A 16,602-nucleotide genomic window follows, 5' to 3' on the forward strand; every position below is an offset into this window, starting at 1 on the left:
AAGCACGGCCACACCTGGCGCGTGGTCTCGACAGGCTCGACCACCGAGACGATCCGTCTTGACTGAAGCAGGCCCAAGCGCACCGACACCACCACCTCCGGGACCACCAGGTCACCGGAGGCAGTGGTGTGCGCGACGCGCCTCAGCCCAACGCGGGAGCGCGCTGTGGCACCCGTGCGAGCAACGCCGTCAGCGCGATCCCGAGTGAACCCCAGAGGGCAGCCAGGGTGAGCAGCGACGAGACCCGGAACTCCCAGAGCACGTCGGCCGGGAAGTCGCCGAGCTCATTGACGGCCGGCATGACCGCGGCAGCGAGGGCCATCACCGCGACATAGCCGACGGCGCTCGAGACCACGGCCCAGTAGCCACCGATCTGCGGAGCCAGCTGACGGGCCACCAGTACCGCGATCACCATCACCGACAGCGAGATCAGCAGGAAGGCGAAGTAGTAGCTGGTCCGTTCGCCGATGGTCTCCCCGCTCCCCACGGCAGGCGGCGCGGCCGGGTACTTGAGGAACGGCACCAAGGCGAAACCGACGAAACCGAGCGTCGCCACCAGCGCGGTCGAACCGACCAGCCGAAGCCGACCCAAACGCCCCGCCGCTACAGCGGCTACCAGCGCCACGATGCCGCCCAGGGCGACACCGATCGCCACCGTCGCGGTGGCCAGACCCCAGGTCTTCTGGGTGGTGCGGCTGATTCCGCCGCCGTCCTCACCGTGGGAGTGGCCGCCAGCCTCCTCGTGTTCGTGAGCAGCGGCGTCAGCGTGGTCGTGGGACGCAGCGGCGTCAGCGTGGTCGTGGGACGCGGTAACGGGCGCTTCAGCCGCGGAAGCCGCCTCCTCCAGTGAGATCGCCGAGTCGATCGGCGGCTCGCCCACGGTGAAGGCGACCACGAAGGTGAAGAGGCCGGCGATCAGGCCCGCCAGCAAGCCGCGCACCAGGAAGGTACGTGCAGTCATCGCGCGGCCCCCGTCAGTGGCAGGGATAGCCGAGCAGGTGACGACCGTCGTGTACCCACTCGTGGATAGCCGTCCCCGCCGGGATCGAGACGGCGCCCTGGTCGGCGCTGATGAAGAAGATGACCAACGCGCCCAAGAGCCCGAAGAAGAGCGCCCACGGGGCCAGCTCAGCGAGGTCGACGGTCGGAAGTTCGACGGCGGAAAAGTCAGGTGCGCCGGAAAGCGGCGCGGCAGAAATCTGCGACATGGTGTTCTCCTCAGGGTGATGCGCCCTGGGTGGATGCAATGACAACAACGAGGCTGGGTCTGACTTCACCGCCGAGCGGTGTCACAGCAGCGCGACTGTGCCGGATTCACACCGGCTTCCAGGCACTCGCACTCCGCAGGGTACCCCCGGAGACCGGGCACTGTCTGCACCGTGCCACCGGTGTCTACATCGTGAGAGTGAAGACCCTCACCCCGAGCCACGGCCCGAACCCCGGGACTGCGGTGGTACGTTCACTGTGCCGTGGTGTTCGGGAAGCCGGTCTGATGCCGGCGCGGCCCTCGCCACTGTAGTCACGGAGTCACGTGACCCTCGCGCTCCTGCTCACGCAGCAGGTGCGGCGTCACTGCCACGCATCACCGGCGGGAAGGCGCGGTCGCTACGACGTTGATGTGAAAGCCAGGAGACCGGCCACGGCGCACCATCCACGAGGGTTCCTGGAGTCAATTTCATGTTTATTCGTTCTGCGCTCTCCGTCAGCGCCATCGCGCTCGTCCTCAGCGGCTGCACCGGGTCACCGGAGTCCGCCAAGGCCGACGACGTCGCACCCGGTTCCGGCTTTCCGGTCGAGGTCACCAGCTGCGGCCACACCAGCACCCTGAATCAGGCGCCGGACCGTGTGGTCACCTTGAACCAGGGCGCCACCGAGGTCGTGCTCGCACTGGGTCTCTCCGAGCAGCTCGCTGGCACCGCCTACCTCGACGACGCCGTCCCCGAGAAGTGGCGCGCCGCCTACGACGCCGTGCCCGTACTCGCCAAGGAGTACCCCTCCCACGAGGCGTTCCTCGCCAGCGAGCCCGACTTCGCCTACGCCTCCTACGCCTCGGCGTTCGACGCCAAGGTGGCTGGCACACCCGCCGAACTCGAGAAGGGAGGGATCGGTTCCTACCTCTCCCCCTTCGGCTGCGACGACAAGAGCACCCGCCCTGCGGTCAGCTTCGACTCCGTCTGGGCCGAGGTCACCCAGATCGCCACCGCTCTGGGCCACCCGGCTAACGCAACCGACCTGATCGCCGAGCAGGAGAAGGCACTCAGCACGCTTTCTGACGAAGCACCGGGCGCCGACCTCGACGTCTTCTGGTACGACTCCGGTACCAAGACTCCGTTCGTCGGTGCCAACGCCGGTGGCCCACAGTTGATCCTCGACGCCATCGGGGCCGAGAACATCTTCGCCGACCTCGACGGTGCCTGGTCCGACGGGAACTGGGAGGACGTGATCGCCAGCGACCCCGACGTGATCGTGCTCGCCGACGCGGTCTGGGACACGGCAGACGACAAGAGCGCCTACCTGACCAAGGATCCCGTGCTGAAGAACCTCAGTGCGGTCAAGAAGAAGGCCTTCGTCACGGTCCCGTTCTCGGAGACCACCGCCGGCGTGCGCTTGGTGGACGGCGCGCGCAACGTGGCGGAGCAGATCGCCGGCCTGGGCCTCTCATGACCCGGGCAGGCCTCCGTCTGCCTGCCGTCGTCGTCTACGCCATCGCCCTTGCTGTACTGGGCATCTCGGCTGCCGTCGCCCTGGGGATCGGGTCCGTGGAGGTCCCGATCCCCCGGGTCGCAGCGGTACTAGCCCGACGGTTCGGTGGTGGGGACACCCCGTTCTCCGGGCAGCCGGTCTCCCTGCTCGAGGACCAGTTGGTCTGGCAGCTGCGACTGCCCCGGGTGATCGCGGCAGCCGCCGTTGGCGCCATCCTGGCCGTCTGCGGGGCCGTGCTCCAGTGCTTGACCCGCAACGACCTGGCCGACCCGTACCTGCTCGGCATCTCCAGCGGCGCCTCGGTCGGCGCGGTCAGCGTGATCGTCTTCGGCACCGGCTGGCTCGGAACTCTGGCCATGGGCACGGGTCCCGGCAACCTGACCGCGCTCAGCCTCTCCGCCTTCGTCGGCGCGATGCTGGCGCTCGGCACCGTGTTGGCGATCGCGGCGGGGCGGACCGGGCGGCTCGACCCGACCCGAACCGTTCTGGCAGGCGTCGCGGTCGCCTACCTGTGCAGCGCTTGGACCTCTGTCGTGGTGATCGCCGCCGGCGACGGCGACGCTGCTCGTCGCGTACTCACCTGGACGCTGGGCTCGCTGGCCGGGATCAGATGGGACAGCGCGGTCCTCCTCGCTGGGGTCGCTGTGGTGACGGTCGTCGGCTTCTGCTGTTACGGACGGCGCTTGGACGGCTTCGCCTTCGGTGAACTGACCGCGCAGTCGCTGGGGATCCACGTCACCCGGACCAGGTGGGCACTGATGATCGGCACCGCGTTGGCGACCTCGGTCGCTGTCGCCCTGACCGGCGCGATCGGCTTCATCGGGCTGGTCGTGCCGCACCTGGTCCGCCCGATCCTCGGCGACACGCATCGCTTACTGCTCCCCGCTTGCGCCTTGGTGGGCGGGGTGTTGCTGCTCTGGGCCGATACCGCCGCCCGGTCCGCCCTTCCGAGCAGTGAGCTACCGATCGGCGCGATCACTGCACTGGTCGGCGTCCCGATCCTGATCCTGTTGATGTTGCGAAGGAGTCGTCCATGACCTGCGGCGCGTCGCTCTCCACCACGGGTGTCTCCGTCCGCCTCGGCAACCACCAGGCACTCGACGATGTGACGGTGCACGTCCCCGCAGGCTCGGTCACGGGGATTCTGGGCCCCAACGGTTCGGGCAAGTCGACGCTGCTCCAGGTGCTCGGCGGACTACGTCGTCCGGACCAAGGTGTCGTCCATCTTGAGGGCACCCTGATGAGCACGATCCCGTTACGGCACAGGGCACAGCACATCGGCGTCCTGGAACAGCAGAATCACGCGGCCAGTGAACTCACCGTGCGCGAGGTGGTGGCCCTCGGGCGGTTGCCGCACCGCAGACGGTGGGCGTTGCGCCCCGACCCGGACGGCCCGGCTGTCGTCGAGCGTGCCCTGGCTCAGGCCCACCTCACCCACCTCGCCGACCGACCTTGGTCCACCCTCTCCGGCGGTGAGCGGCAACGGACCCAGCTCGCCCGGGCCCTCGCCCAGGAACCCACGATCCTGCTCCTGGACGAGCCGACCAACCACCTCGACCTCGGGCATCAACTCAAGTTGCTCTCCCTGGTCCGACGGCTCGGGCTTACCTGTGTGGTCGCCCTACACGATCTGGAGCTCGCGACGGTCTACTGCGACGAGGTCGCCGTCCTCGCGAACGGCCGCCTGGTCCGCAAGGGACCGGTCGCCGACGCCCTCTCCCCCGCCCTGCTTGCTGAGGTCTACGGCGTCCGCGCCGCGATCAGCCCGCATCCCCGCCTCTCCCGCGAGCATCTCGCGTGGGACGACGTCTTGGAGACGCCATGACCACCCACCATCTGATCGTTGCCATGTCCCCCGCCGACCACGGCCTCCGTAGCCAGCTGAGCAGAACCGCGAGCGCGCTCGGCGCAAGCGTCGCGTTCCTCCAGCTCGGCAGCCCCACACTCGGTACGGAGCTCACCCGGCTCGCCGAGGCCGGCGCCGAACGGATCGTGCTGGTCGCGGTCACCACATCGCGGCTCAGTCCCGGTGTCTCCTGGCTCCGTCGGATCGCCGACGCTTGGTGGCGCGAGCACGGTGACCGCCCGCCGCAGCTGGCCACCGCGCAACGCCTCTTCCGCTCGTTGGACGAGCTTGAGGTGCTCTGGACCGAGGCGACACAACGCGCGACGCCGGTGCGTGGCACCGGACCTGGCCTGCAGTCCGAGGCGTGGGAGCAGGTCCCCCGCCACCGGCACCAGGTCCTCGTCTGCCGTGGACCGCGCTGCACCGCTGCCGGAGCAGAACGGAGCACCGAGGCGCTGGTGATGGAGCTGATGCGCCACGAACTCGGTGACGACGACGTCCTGATCACCCACACCGGTTGCCAGTTCCCGTGCAATCACGCACCGGTGATGAGCGTGCAACCCGACGACGTCTGGTACGGCAAGGTGGACCCTGACACCGCACGCGAGATCGTCGACACCCACCTGCGGACCGGCGTCCCGACGGGCAACCAGTTGTCCCGAACCCGAGCCAGGTAAAGCGAAACTCGCGGTTCAGCGACGCGTCCGCAGGACCTGAAGGCCGAGCAGTCCGACACCCGCAGCGGCGATCGCCACCCGATCCACGCGCCGCGCGAGCCGGACGGTGCGGCGGATGGTGTCGGCGCTCGGCGCAGGTCCAAGGCCGAGCACCGCGCGGTCCTCGACCTGCGCGTCGGCGGCGTCGGCGGCGTCGGTCCGGTAGGTGTTCCGTCCGCCCAGGCTGACCCCGAGCGCACCCGCGAAGCTGGCCTCGACGACGCCGGCGTTGGGGCTCGGATGGGCTGCGGCGTCCCGGAACCACGCGGTCAGGCTCTGGCGTGCGCGGCGCGGAGCAGCTGCGAGCACGCAGAGTGCAGTGAGCCGCGCCCCGGGAAGGTTCGCCAGATCGTCGAGCCGAGCCGAGGCCCACCCGAAGTTGCGGTACCGGACGTTGCGGTAGCCCACCATCGCGTCCAGGGTGTTGACCGCCCGGTAGCCGAGCAGTCCCGGGACGCCGGCGACCGTGCCCCAGACCAGGGGTGCCACCACCGCATCGGAGGTGTTCTCCGCCACCGACTCGACGACAGCCCGAGCAACCTCGGCCTCGCTCAGTTCATGGGTGTCGCGGCTGACCAGATGGGTCAAGCGCTGACGCGCGGCCTCAAGATCGTCCCCCACGAGATGGTCGTAGACCGCCGTGGCCTCGCGTTCCAAGGTCCGACCGCCGAGGACGGTGAAGGTCGCCAGGGCGGTGAGTGCCGCGCGCTGCCATGGAGTCCGGCAGCCGTACTCGAGCGCGACCCCGGTTACGACGACGCTGCCGACCAGGGTTGCGGTGTAGCCGACACCGACGCCGCGATCGTCGGCATGGATCCGATGCTCAAGTCGCCGTGCTGCGGTGCCGAAGAGGGCGACCGGGTGCCCCCGGCGCGGGTCGCCGAGGAGCCGATCCGCGACGAACCCGAGGACAAGCCCGATGCCCCGCGCTCCAGCATTCACAGCCAGAGTCACGACCGCGCCAACTCGTCCAGCGCGCGGTACAGCAGGGCTGCGGTGCCGGGCGGACGGACCGCCACCCGGACCCAGCCCACGTCGCCCGCATCGTCGACGCCGGGGAAGGTGTCGGCCCGCCGGACCGCGATCCCCTGTGCACGCAGGCGTTCCCGGGCCCCCGGACCGAGCCGGACCAACAGGAACGAGGTTGCCGAAGGCAACACCTCGAACCCGCGTACGCCCAGTTCGGCGACCATCGTGGTGCGCCAGGACGCGATCTGCTGCGCCCGCCGTTCGGCTTCGACCCGCGCGGCCGGGGCGGTACAGGCCACCGCTGCGGTGATCGCCGGCGCGCTGACGGACCACGGCACCTGGAGCGCGGCCAACGCCGCGATCGTGCGGGCATTGCCGAGCACGTAGCCCACCCGGATCCCGGGCATCGACCAGTGTTTGGTCAAGCTCCGGACCACCAGCAGTCCGCGTCGTCGATCCCCGGCCAGTGACTGCGGTTCGCCCGGAGTCGTATCCATGAACGCCTCGTCGACCACCACCACGCGTTTCGGGCGGCGCAGGGCGACGATCTCCTCGACGGTGTGCAGGACGCCGGTCGGGTTGGTGGGGTTACCGATCATCACCAGATCGGCGTCGGCAGGCACCGCCTGCGGATCCAAACGGTACCCGGACTCGGCCGCACACTGCACCGCCTCCACCTGGTGACCTGCCCTCTCCAGGGCGGCGTGGGGTTCGGTGAACTGCGGGTGGACCACCACCGGCCGCTGCCACGCCTTCATCCGGGCGATGAGCTCGAACGCCTCGGCCGCGCCCGCCGTCACCAGCACCTCCTCGGGACGGCGATGGTGCATCCGGGCGATCGCCTGGCGGGCAGGCTCCGGGTCGGGGTATCGCGCCGAGTCGGCGACGCCGTCCACCAGGGCCGCCTCCAACCAGGCGGGGCGTTCCCCGGGAAAGACGTTGACGGCGAAGTCGATGAGGCCCGGGGTGGCCTCCCGGTCACCATGGTGCAGCAACCTCTCGGCGACCAGGTCGTCCGGTCCTTGTGCGGGTGCCGCGCCGACCGCGGGGAACGGCTCGTCGACGACCGGCTCCACCGGCGTCGCGACGGCAGCCGCCTCAGCAAAACGCTGCGCCAGCGCCGGGAAACCGGCCCAGTGCACGTGGAGGTAGGAGGCGTGCAGCGTTGCGGAGGCCGCACCGATCAGCTCTCCGTCGACCTCCCAGGCGGGCTGCCAGCCCCGCAGGGGTGCGTCGAGCGCGGTGCGGTGGAACTCATGCCCGGTCAGCTTCTCGCCGGCCCGCGTCAACAGGTTGTCGCCGGCTGCGATCACCTCGGGGTAGCGCAAAGTCAGCCGGCCACCCATTGCGGCGCCTGCCGGAAGGACCCCCGCCATCGGGGTGCCCTCCAGATCGCGCAACAGGTAGAGCAGTCCGGCACACTCGGCCACCGTGGGCAACCCCTGCTCGACCGCGGCCCGGATCTGGCCGAGGAGCCGGGTGTTCGCACCGAGCTGCGCGGCGTGCACCTCGGGGAATCCCCCACCCAGATAGAGCGCCTGCGTCCCCGCGGGCAGCTCGTCGTCGTGGGCGGGGTCGAAGCTGACCACCCGGCAGCCGGCGGCCTTCAACAGCTCCTCGGTCTCCGCGTAGCGGAAGGTGAAGGCACGCCCACCGGCCACCGCGACCACCGGTGCTCCGGCGACCGGCGTGACCTCGTCCGCCGGATCCCAAGGAGCGGCGTCGACCGGTGCCGCGCTCCGGGCCACCTGACGCACGGCGTCCAGGTCGACGTGGCGAGCCAGGTGCTCCGCCAGTCGATCGATCACGCTCTGGGTGCCGACCCGCTCGGCAGCCGGGACCAGGCCGAGATGACGCGACGGCGACTCGATGGCTTCGTCGTGCGGAACGACGCCGAGCACCGGGACCGGCATGGCACGGGCGATCTCGGTGGTGTTCCGCCCCGGGCGCGCCCGGTTGAGGATCACTCCGGCGACCTCGACGGCGGGGTCGAACTGGACCATCCCGGTGACGATCGCCGCGGCGGATCGCGACATCCGGGCCACGTCGATCACGAGCACCACGGGCGTCCGGGTCAGGGTCGCCAGATGAGCGGTGGAGGCGAACCCGTCGGTGCCGAGCCGACCGTCGAACAGGCCCATCACCCCTTCCAGCACAGCGATGTCGGCATCGCGAGCACCGTGCAACAGCAACGGCTCGATCAACGCCTCACCGACCAGGTGCGGATCCAGGTTCCGTCCCGGGCGACCCGTCGCCATCGCGTGGTAGCCGGGATCGATGTAGTCCGGACCGACCTTGTGTCCGGAGACCGTCAACCCACGCGCCGTGAGCGCGGCCATCAACCCGGTCGCCACCGTGGTCTTGCCCTGCCCGGTCGACGGCGCCGCGACGACCAGGCGGGGCAGGATCACCATTCGATGCCCCGCTGACCCTTCTGACCGGCGTCCATCGGGTGCTTGATCTTGGTCATCTCGGTGACGAGGTCCGCGACCTCGCAGAGTTCGGGGGCAGCCCGGCGTCCGGTGATCACCACGTGTTGCCGGCCCGGGCGGTCACGCAGGGTGGCGACCACGTCGTCGAGATCCACCCAACCCCAGGCGATCGGGTAGGTGAACTCGTCGAGCACATAGAGATCGTGGGTCTCCTCGGCCAAGCGGCGCTTGATCTCCGCCCACCCTTCGGCGGCCGCCCGAGCGTGGTCCTCGGCTTCGCCCTGCTTCCGGGTCCAGGACCAGCCAGCGCCCATCTTGTGCCACTCGACAGGCCCACCCTCGCGGGTCTCCTCATGCAACGCACCGAGACGTTCCAGTACGGTCTGCTCACCGATCCGCCACTTCGCGGACTTCACGAACTGGAAGACACCGACCCGCCAGCCCTGGTTCCAGCCGCGGATCGCCAGCCCGAAGGCGGCAGTCGATTTCCCCTTGCCGTCACCGGTGTGCACCATCAACAGCGGACGGTTGCGGCGTTGGCGGGTGGTGAGCCCGTCGTTGGGAACGTTCTCCGGCTTGCCCTGTGGCATCTCAGGCCTCCTGCATGGCGAATGACGGGGTGAGAGACGACGTCGCGGCGGCCCAACGTGCGACCTCGCCGATCACGGTGATCGCCGGCGGATTGATCCCGACAGCGGCGTCGGCGATCTCGGCGATCGACGCGGTACGGACCTCTTGGTCCGGATGGCCGCCGCGGGCGATCACCGCTGCCGGAGTTGCGGGGGCGACGCCCTGAGCGATCAGCTCCCGGCTGATCGCGGCGAGGTTGGCGACGCCCATCAGGACCACCAGCGTGGTGCCCGACGTAGCCAGCGCGCGGTAGTTGAGTGAGCAGGTCGGATCGTCAGGTGGCACATGCCCGGAGATCACGCTGAACCCCTGCACCAGCCCACGATGGGTGACCGGGACGCCGGCCAGAGCGGGCACCGCGACCGACGAGGTGACACCGGGGATCACCCGCACCGCAACCCCTGCGGCAGCGCAGGCCTGTAGCTCTTCCCCGCCGCGTCCGAAGACGAACCCGTCCCCACCTTTCAGCCTGACCACCCGGCGTCCGGCTCGAGCATGACTGATCAACAGTTCGTTGATCCGCTCCTGGGAGGTGAAGGCTCCACGGGGCAGTTTGGAGACGTCGATCAGGTCGGCGTCGGGTCGGGCCCACGCCAGCGCACCCTGCGGGGCGAGGTGGTCGACCAGCAGAACGTCGGCCTGTTCGACGGCGGCACGCCCGGCGACGGTGATCAGCCCGGGGTCACCGGGGCCGCCACCGACCAGGGCGACGGTTCCGGCCTCGAGCGGGTCCAGGGTGCTCATCAGGCGACTCTCTCTTCTGCGATTGCGGTCAGGGCGGTCGCGCTGACCTCCGCCATCGGTAGGTGTTCGGCGCCGAGGTGCGCGGCCAGTCGACGCGCTAGTCCGAGCCGCATCGGTCCGTCCTCGGAGTCGATGACAACCGCCGGAACGCCGAGGGCGGCCAGGTGGGCTGCGGCCTGCTGCGAACGGGCGACCGCGTCGTTCCCGGCGGTGGCGCGTCCGTCGGTGATCAGCAGGAGCAGAGGCCGTTGCCGCGGATCCCGGAGCCGCTCGCGGCGGAGCACCGCCGCTGCCTCCAGAAGCCCTTCTGCGACGGGGGTCCGGCCGCCGGCGGGGAGATCGTCGAGAAGCCGCGCGGCCACCTCGACCGAACCGGTCGGCGGCAGCACCAAGCGGGCGCTCTGCCCACGGAAGCTGACCATCGCGACCTTGTCGCGGCGTCGATAGGCGTCGCTCAGCAGCGAGAGGACCGCGGTCTTCACCTGGGCCATCCGGCGCCGAGCCGCCATCGACCCCGAGGCGTCGACGCAGAAGAGCAGGAGGTTCGACTCACGGCCTTCCCGGCTGGCGCTGCGGAGGTCGGCCGGTGTCAACGCGAGTCGGCGATCACTGCGGCTGGTCCCGGTCAACGCCGTCCGTTCGGCGGCGGCGCGGATCGTCTCCACCAGATGCAGGCTGCGCCCGGCGCCGACCCCTGGCTCCACACCGACCCGTCGACCGTTGGTGCCGCGCGCCCGGCTGCGGCGCCCCGGGTTCCCCTCGCCGACACCGTCGAGGGTCAGCAGCTTCGGACGGTAGGGCGCGTGGGCCCGCTCGGTGGGCGGCTGGGGGGCACCGGGCGTGGGGGCCTGGTTCTCGCCTGCCTGCTCGGCCGCTTCGGTCTCGGGACCTTCGCGCTCGGGGGCCTGGCCCTGGTCGGTCTCCGGAGCTTCAGCCTGACTGTCGCCCTGCTCGGGAGCGTCGGCGTTCTCGGGGCGATCACCGTTCGCCGGTGCGTCGGTGCTCTCGGTGCCGTCGATGCTCTCCGGACCATCGGTACCGTCCGGCTCAGGTCCATCCCCAGGCCCGTCCGGCTCGTCGTCGCCGAGGATCTGGTCGAGCAGCTCCTCGTCGATGCCGGGAGCGTCGAACGGGTTGCGGCGCCGGCGGTGCGGCAATGCCAGCAGAGCAGCCGCCCGGATGTCGGCGCGGGTGACCTCGGTACGTCCGGACCACGCTGCGTGGGCGACGGCGGTGCGCGCGGTGACGATGTCGGCACGGAGCCCGTCGACCTCGAAGGCGGCACAGACCTCGGCGATCTTCAGCAACGCGCCGTCGCCGAGCACGACCCGGCCCACCAGGACCCGGGCCTGGTCGATCCGAGCCGTCAGACCGAGCTGGGCCGACGCCCAGCCCCTGCAGAAACCTGCGGGGTCTGCGTCGAAGGCCAACCGGCGCCGGACCACCTCGACCCGCAGTGCCGGGTCGCGGGGCGCGGCCACCTCGACGGTGAGGCCGAACCGGTCCAGAAGCTGGGGTCGCAGCTCGCCCTCTTCCGGGTTCATCGTGCCGATCAGCAGGAACCGCGCGGCGTGCTGCAAGGAGACGCCGTCGCGCTCGATGGTCACCGAGCCGGTGGCGGCCGCGTCCAGCAGCAGGTCGACCAGGTGGTCGTGGAGCAGGTTGACCTCGTCGACGTAGAGCACGCCGCGATGGGCCCGCGCCAACATCCCCGGTTCGAACTCGACGGCGCCTGCGGTGAGCGCCTTCTCCAGGTGCAGGGAGCCGAGCACTCGATCCTCGGTGGCCCCGACCGGCAGCTCCACCAGCCGGACGGGACGTCGTTCGACCGGCCCCGGGGCGACCACGTCCGGGCTGCTCGCGGCGGGGTCGGCCGGATCGATCGAGAACCGGTCGCCGGCGTACACCTCGAGCTCGGGCAGCACCGCAGCCAGGCCACGCACGGTGGTCGACTTGGCGGTGCCCTTCTCGCCACGGATCAGCACGCCGCCGATCTCAGGACTGATCGCGTTGAGGATCAGCGCCAGGCCCATCGGCTCCAGCGGGCGGTCGTCGGCGACGTCGCAGCCGAGGACGGCAGAAAATGGGTACTGCAGTGACATGGTGAGGCTCCCGCTCGTTCAGTCAGTAACTGAATGGCGTGAGGCCGGTCTTCGGACTTGGCGGGTCCCTCCGTTCGGAGGGCCCGATTTACCGCAGCGGGCCTGTGCCGGAATCTCACCGGCTTCCCAGATTCTCCCCGTTACTCGTCATCACCGGTTCCGATGATGGGAGCGCAGGGGCACCTCACGTTGTTGAGCCGTCACGATACTCTCCGTGGCCATGAGTACCGCCACGCCCCCGAGTTCTGGTCGATCTGTCGAGCCGCAAGGCGCCGTCATCACCGTGTTGGGTGTCGGTGCGGAACCCGCTCTCGGCCGTGGGGAGGTGGCCCTGATCGCGGGCGCGGAAGTGGTGCTCGGCGGCCGTCGGCACCTCGCCGCGATCGAGAGCATCAAGGGCCTTTCCCCAACACAGCAACGGGTTTCGTGGCCTACTCCCCTCGCCGAGAACCTCCCCGCACTGCTCGGAGACCACGCCGGAAAACAGATCGTCGCGCTGGCTTCGGGCGACCCGCTCGTCTCCGGGATCGGGACCACGCTGATCCGGTTGCTTGGCCCCGAAGCGGTCCGGATCGTCCCGGCCGTCTCGTCGATCTCGCTGGCCCGCGCCGCGATAGGATGGTCGGCTGAAGAGTCCGAGATCGTCACCCTGGTCGGGCGGGACGTCGATGCCGTACGCCGGGAGCTGGCGCCACGCCGACGGCTACTGGTGCTGACCTCCGGCCCGGCGAGCCCCAGCGAGATCGGTACCGTCCTGTCGTCGTCCGGCCACGGCGACGCCGAGGTCACGCTGCTCAGCGACCTCGGTACCCGCGACCACGCACGCCTCACCCGGTCCGCCGAAGCGTGGACCCGAGTGCCGGTGAAGGAGGTTCCCGCCCTTCACGTGCTGGCGATCGAGACGGCAGCCGGAGCGCCCTACCTGTCAGCCTGGGTCGCGGGTCTCCCCGATGACGCCTTCGAGAACGACGGCCAACTGACCAAGCGTGATCTCCGGGCATCGGCACTCGCCCGGCTGGCGCCGTCGCCGGGGCAGCACCTGTGGGATGTCGGCGCTGGCGCCGGGTCGGTCGGCATCGAGTGGATGCGCTCCCACCCCACCTGCCGGACCACGGCGGTCGAGGGCAACGCTGAGCGAGCGGCCCGGGTCGCCAGGAACGCGCACCGTCTCGGGGTTCCCGCCCTACGGGTGGTCGAGGGTCGGGCGCCGGACGCTTTAGCGGGCCTAGCGACACCCGACGCCATCTTCATCGGGGGTGGCGCCACCCGCCCCGGCGTCCTCGACGCCTGCCGCGAAGCGTTGGCGCCAGGCGGCCGCCTCGTCGTCCACGGCGTCACCCTGGAGACCGAACTGCTGCTGGCGAACGCCTACCGCAGCTTCGGCGGCGAACTCACCCGGATCGCCGTCGAGACCACCGCTCCGGTCGGCACCTTCACCGGCTGGACGCCGGGCCGCACCGTCACGCAGTGGGCCTGGCGCCGCTGAGCAATCCCCGCATGGACGCTCGGAGCTGAGCCGAACCGCTTAGAGCCGGTCGAACGGCGCGGCGTACCTGAAGGTGCCCTGCGGGTGCGGGCCGGGGCCGAGCCGCAGCGCCTGGAAGAACTCTCCGTAACTGGGATCGGGGGCCTCAACGCCCAGGGTGCGTGCCGGGACGAACCCGAACCGACCGTAGTAGGCCGGCTCACCGACCAGCGCCACCAGCGACTCGCCCCGCTCGGCCGCCCGCGCCAGCACCTCGCGGATCAGTGCGTCACCGATGCCGCGTCCCTGCAGGTCCGGGCGGACGCTGACCGGGCCCAGGCCGAGCGCAGGTGCGTCGTCGACCAGGCCCCGGGTGCAGAGCACGTGGCCGACCACCTGGTCGTGCAGCACGGCCACCAACGACAGTTCAGGGATCCACCCCTCGTCGGCGCGCAACCATTCGACGAGGTCGACCTCTCCGGGCGGCCCGCCGGGTCGAACCGGCGGCGCTGAGTGCTCGGCACCGGCGAAGGCCGCTCCGGTCACCGCGGCGATGGCGGCGACGTCGACGGGCTGCTCAGACCGGATCTCGACGGTCGGCGTCGGCTCGCTGCTGCTCATGGGTCCAATCTAGCGGCGGTTCGCGGTCGAGCCGGCCCGGCCACCAGATCCGCGGCCCCAGGTCCAGGTTGATCGCGGTGACCAACACGGAACGCACAATCATCGTGTCCAGCATGACGCCGAGCGCGACGGCGACCCCCAATTCGGCGAGGAAGACCACCGGGATCGTGGCCAGGACGAGGAACGTCGCCGCCAGCACCAGACCCGCCGAGGTGATCACTCCGCCGGTCGACGTCAACGCCACCAGCGATCCCGCCCGAGTACCGCGCGTGCGGGTCTCCTCACGGACCCGGGTCATCAGGAAGATGTTGTAGTCGATCCCGAGCGCCACCAAGAAGACGAAGGCGAAGAGCGGGAACGCGGGATCCGATCCGGCGAAACCGAAGACGTACTCGAAGAGCAGCACCGAGATCCCCATCGCGGCACCGAACGAGAGCACCACCGTCGCCACCAGGATGACCGGGGAGAGCACCGCTCTCAACAGCACCATCAAGATCACCAGGACCATCACCAGGATGGCTGGGATGATCACCTTGTTGTCGCGCGAAGCCGCCTCCTGCGTGTCGAGATAGAAGGCCGATCCGCCACCCACCAAGGCGTCTGCGCCCGCAACGGCGTGCGTCGCATCCCGTACCGCGCGGACCGCGTCGAAGGAGGCCGGTGCCGCGATATCGGTGTCGATCACCGCCTCGACCAACGCCAGGTCACCCTTGATCACCGGCTCGCCGGGCGGCTCGATCCCGGGCACCCCCACCATCGCGGCACGGACCGCATCAGCCTGCGCGGCGTTGGCGACGACCGCGACCGTGTTGGACTGATCGACCAAACCATGGTCGATCAACACCTGTTGGCCGGTCACCGACTGGAAGTCACGGGTGTACTGCTCGTCGGTGGACAGGCCGGCAGTGTCGAGACGGACCACTCCGAGGCAGGCCAGCGCGAGAAGCCCGGTGGTGACCACCCAGACCGCCCGCGGCCGTGCCTTGATCGCGTTACCCACTTTGGCCCAAAGACCCGACTGGGTCGGCTCCGCCGAACCGTAGGTCGGCCGTTTCGGCCAGAAGATCCAGCGTCCGCAGATGGTCAACAGGGCCGGAAGCAGGGTGATCTGCACCAGGAAGGTGACCGCGATGCCAATCGCCGCGACCGGGCCCAGTCCTGCCGTCGAGTTCAGTTCGGCGAGGAGCAGGACGAGCATGCTCAGGATCACCGTCGCGGCGCTGGCCAGGATCGCCGGAGCCGCACGGTGCAAGGCGAAGCCCATCGCATCGTGCCGGTCCTCGTGGCGTCGCAACTCCTCCCGATATCGGGCGACCAGGAGCAACGCATAGTCCGTCCCCGCACCGATCACCAGGATCGTCAAGATGGCGTAGCTCTGCCCGTTGACCGTCAAGTCTGCGTACTTGGCCAGGAAGTAGATCAATGCCTGCGACCCGAAGAGCGCCACCCCGGCACAGATGATCGGCAGTATCCAGAGCACCGGGCTGCGGTAGGTGAAGAGCAGGATCACAATCACGATCGACAAGGTGGCGAAGAGCAGGGTGGTGTCGATCCCACCGAAAGCCTCGGCAGAGTCCGCGGCCTGGCCGCCCTGGCCGGCGATGTAGACCTTCGCACCGTCGATGGAGGCGATGTCGCGAAGCTCATCGGCGGCGTCCGGCATGGCGTTCCAGCCCTCGGAGCCGAAGTTGAAGGTCACCACGGTCTGCATCGCCTTGCCGTCCTCCGACGGGAAGGGCCCCAGCACGGCACCCTCAACGCCGTCGATGGTGGCGAACTCCTTGGCGTCTGCTGCCCCCGCGGCCAGATCAGCCGCCGAGAGCCCGTCCGGTTTGGAGTAGACGACGACCGTCGGAATCACGTTCTGATCCCGGAACGTGTCCAGCTTCGCCAGGGCGCGGGTGGACTCGGCACTGTCCGGCAGCCAGGACGACGCCTCATTGTTCTGGACGTCCACCAGCTTGGCCGCGTAGATCGACGACCCGAAGGTGACCAGCAGCCAGAGCCCGAGGACGAGCCACTTGCTTACGGGGCCGGTCAGCTTGCCGGCGATCTGCCGATGCATCGTTCCAGTACAGCACCGACGCCGGGCCCTGTGCACCCACGTAGAAGCGGTCGGCGCCGGTTTACCCAATCCGGCATACGGCGCGGGAAATTCCGGCGAGCGGGAGCATTCCGGATCTTTGCGCCAGATCTTCGTAACTTGTGCCCTGGATCACAGTGGATCGTCCGTCCGTCGAACGAAGGAGCACCAGGGTGAGCGAGAGTCAGGCCGAGATCGAGGTACGCCAGATCGAGCACGACCCAGGTAGCCGGCGTTTCGCGCGTGGCTGGCACTGCATCGGTCTCGAGCGTGACCTGGCCGACGGCAAGC

At 69.8% G+C, this 16,602-nt stretch carries 14 protein-coding genes and 3 riboswitches; of the genes, 5 read left to right on the forward strand and 9 right to left on the reverse strand.

Features of this window, described 5'->3' with window-relative positions; translation table 11 throughout:
• Nucleotides 1–142: 142 nt before the first annotated feature.
• Both ACLM5J_RS20580 and ACLM5J_RS20585 read right to left on the reverse strand, forming a co-directional pair.
• The gene (locus ACLM5J_RS20580) at nt 143–961 is read right to left on the reverse strand and encodes a CbtA family protein (protein WP_413658553.1); all 819 of its coding nucleotides are present in this window, start codon (nt 959–961) and stop codon (nt 143–145) included.
• 13 nt (nt 962–974) lie between these two features.
• Complete coding sequence (locus ACLM5J_RS20585) at nt 975–1,208, reverse strand: CbtB domain-containing protein (RefSeq protein WP_413658554.1); 234 nt, start codon at nt 1,206–1,208, stop codon at nt 975–977.
• A gap of 57 nt (nt 1,209–1,265) precedes the next feature.
• Nucleotides 1,266–1,328: riboswitch (cobalamin riboswitch) on the reverse strand.
• A gap of 106 nt (nt 1,329–1,434) precedes the next feature.
• A riboswitch (cobalamin riboswitch) is annotated at nt 1,435–1,657 on the forward strand.
• Between the two features lie 20 nt (nt 1,658–1,677).
• On the opposite strand from ACLM5J_RS20585, the gene ACLM5J_RS20590 reads away from it, so the two are divergent.
• From ACLM5J_RS20590 to ACLM5J_RS20605, 4 genes are read left to right on the forward strand one after another with little or no spacing between them, the layout of a single operon-like run.
• On the forward strand, nt 1,678–2,664 hold the full coding sequence (locus tag ACLM5J_RS20590) for an ABC transporter substrate-binding protein (protein WP_413658555.1): 987 nt from the start codon (nt 1,678–1,680) through the stop codon (nt 2,662–2,664).
• The gene (locus ACLM5J_RS20595) at nt 2,661–3,740 is read left to right on the forward strand and encodes a FecCD family ABC transporter permease (protein ID WP_413658556.1); all 1,080 of its coding nucleotides are present in this window, start codon (nt 2,661–2,663) and stop codon (nt 3,738–3,740) included. The genes ACLM5J_RS20590 and ACLM5J_RS20595 overlap by 4 nt, the downstream gene beginning before the upstream one ends.
• Nucleotides 3,737–4,528: an ABC transporter ATP-binding protein gene (locus ACLM5J_RS20600; protein ID WP_413658557.1), complete on the forward strand. Its 792-nt coding sequence runs from the start codon at nt 3,737–3,739 to the stop codon at nt 4,526–4,528. The genes ACLM5J_RS20595 and ACLM5J_RS20600 overlap by 4 nt, the downstream gene beginning before the upstream one ends.
• Nucleotides 4,525–5,226 (forward strand): (2Fe-2S) ferredoxin domain-containing protein, encoded by a 702-nt coding sequence (locus tag ACLM5J_RS20605; protein WP_413658558.1) that lies wholly within the window; start codon nt 4,525–4,527, stop codon nt 5,224–5,226. Before ACLM5J_RS20600 ends, ACLM5J_RS20605 begins: the two co-directional genes overlap by 4 nt.
• Nucleotides 5,227–5,241: 15 nt before the next feature.
• Here ACLM5J_RS20605 and cbiB read toward each other — a convergent pair whose 3' ends face one another.
• From cbiB to ACLM5J_RS20630, 5 genes are read right to left on the reverse strand one after another with little or no spacing between them, the layout of a single operon-like run.
• Complete coding sequence (gene cbiB, locus ACLM5J_RS20610; protein ID WP_413658559.1) at nt 5,242–6,219, reverse strand: adenosylcobinamide-phosphate synthase CbiB; 978 nt, start codon at nt 6,217–6,219, stop codon at nt 5,242–5,244.
• Nucleotides 6,216–8,648: a cobyrinate a,c-diamide synthase gene (locus ACLM5J_RS20615; RefSeq protein ID WP_413658560.1), complete on the reverse strand. Its 2,433-nt coding sequence runs from the start codon at nt 8,646–8,648 to the stop codon at nt 6,216–6,218. Before ACLM5J_RS20615 ends, cbiB begins: the two co-directional genes overlap by 4 nt.
• Nucleotides 8,642–9,256 carry a cob(I)yrinic acid a,c-diamide adenosyltransferase gene (cobO, locus tag ACLM5J_RS20620; RefSeq protein WP_413658561.1) on the reverse strand — a complete coding sequence of 205 codons (615 nt, stop codon included), beginning with the start codon at nt 9,254–9,256 and terminating at the stop codon, nt 8,642–8,644. Before cobO ends, ACLM5J_RS20615 begins: the two co-directional genes overlap by 7 nt.
• 1 nt (nt 9,257) lies before the next feature.
• Nucleotides 9,258–10,040 (reverse strand): uroporphyrinogen-III C-methyltransferase, encoded by a 783-nt coding sequence (gene cobA / locus ACLM5J_RS20625; RefSeq protein ID WP_413658562.1) that lies wholly within the window; start codon nt 10,038–10,040, stop codon nt 9,258–9,260.
• Entirely contained in the window at nt 10,040–12,142 is a 2,103-nt protein-coding gene (locus tag ACLM5J_RS20630; protein ID WP_413658563.1) for a VWA domain-containing protein, read from the reverse strand. Before ACLM5J_RS20630 ends, cobA begins: the two co-directional genes overlap by 1 nt.
• Before the next feature lie 24 nt (nt 12,143–12,166).
• A riboswitch (cobalamin riboswitch) is annotated at nt 12,167–12,333 on the reverse strand.
• A 29-nt stretch (nt 12,334–12,362) separates the two neighbouring features.
• On the opposite strand from ACLM5J_RS20630, the gene cbiE reads away from it, so the two are divergent.
• Nucleotides 12,363–13,628, forward strand: a complete 1,266-nt coding sequence (gene cbiE, locus ACLM5J_RS20635; RefSeq protein ID WP_413658564.1) for a precorrin-6y C5,15-methyltransferase (decarboxylating) subunit CbiE — start codon at nt 12,363–12,365, stop codon at nt 13,626–13,628.
• 39 nt (nt 13,629–13,667) lie between these two features.
• Here cbiE and ACLM5J_RS20640 read toward each other — a convergent pair whose 3' ends face one another.
• Nucleotides 13,668–14,228: a GNAT family N-acetyltransferase gene (locus tag ACLM5J_RS20640; protein ID WP_413658565.1), complete on the reverse strand. Its 561-nt coding sequence runs from the start codon at nt 14,226–14,228 to the stop codon at nt 13,668–13,670.
• Complete coding sequence (locus ACLM5J_RS20645; RefSeq protein WP_413658566.1) at nt 14,185–16,293, reverse strand: MMPL family transporter; 2,109 nt, start codon at nt 16,291–16,293, stop codon at nt 14,185–14,187. Before ACLM5J_RS20645 ends, ACLM5J_RS20640 begins: the two co-directional genes overlap by 44 nt.
• Between the last annotated feature and the right edge of the window lie 309 nt (nt 16,294–16,602).

This window comes from Nocardioides sp. Bht2, assembly GCF_047308515.1.
In the GTDB taxonomy this organism is placed as follows: Bacteria; Actinomycetota; Actinomycetes; order Propionibacteriales; family Nocardioidaceae; genus Nocardioides.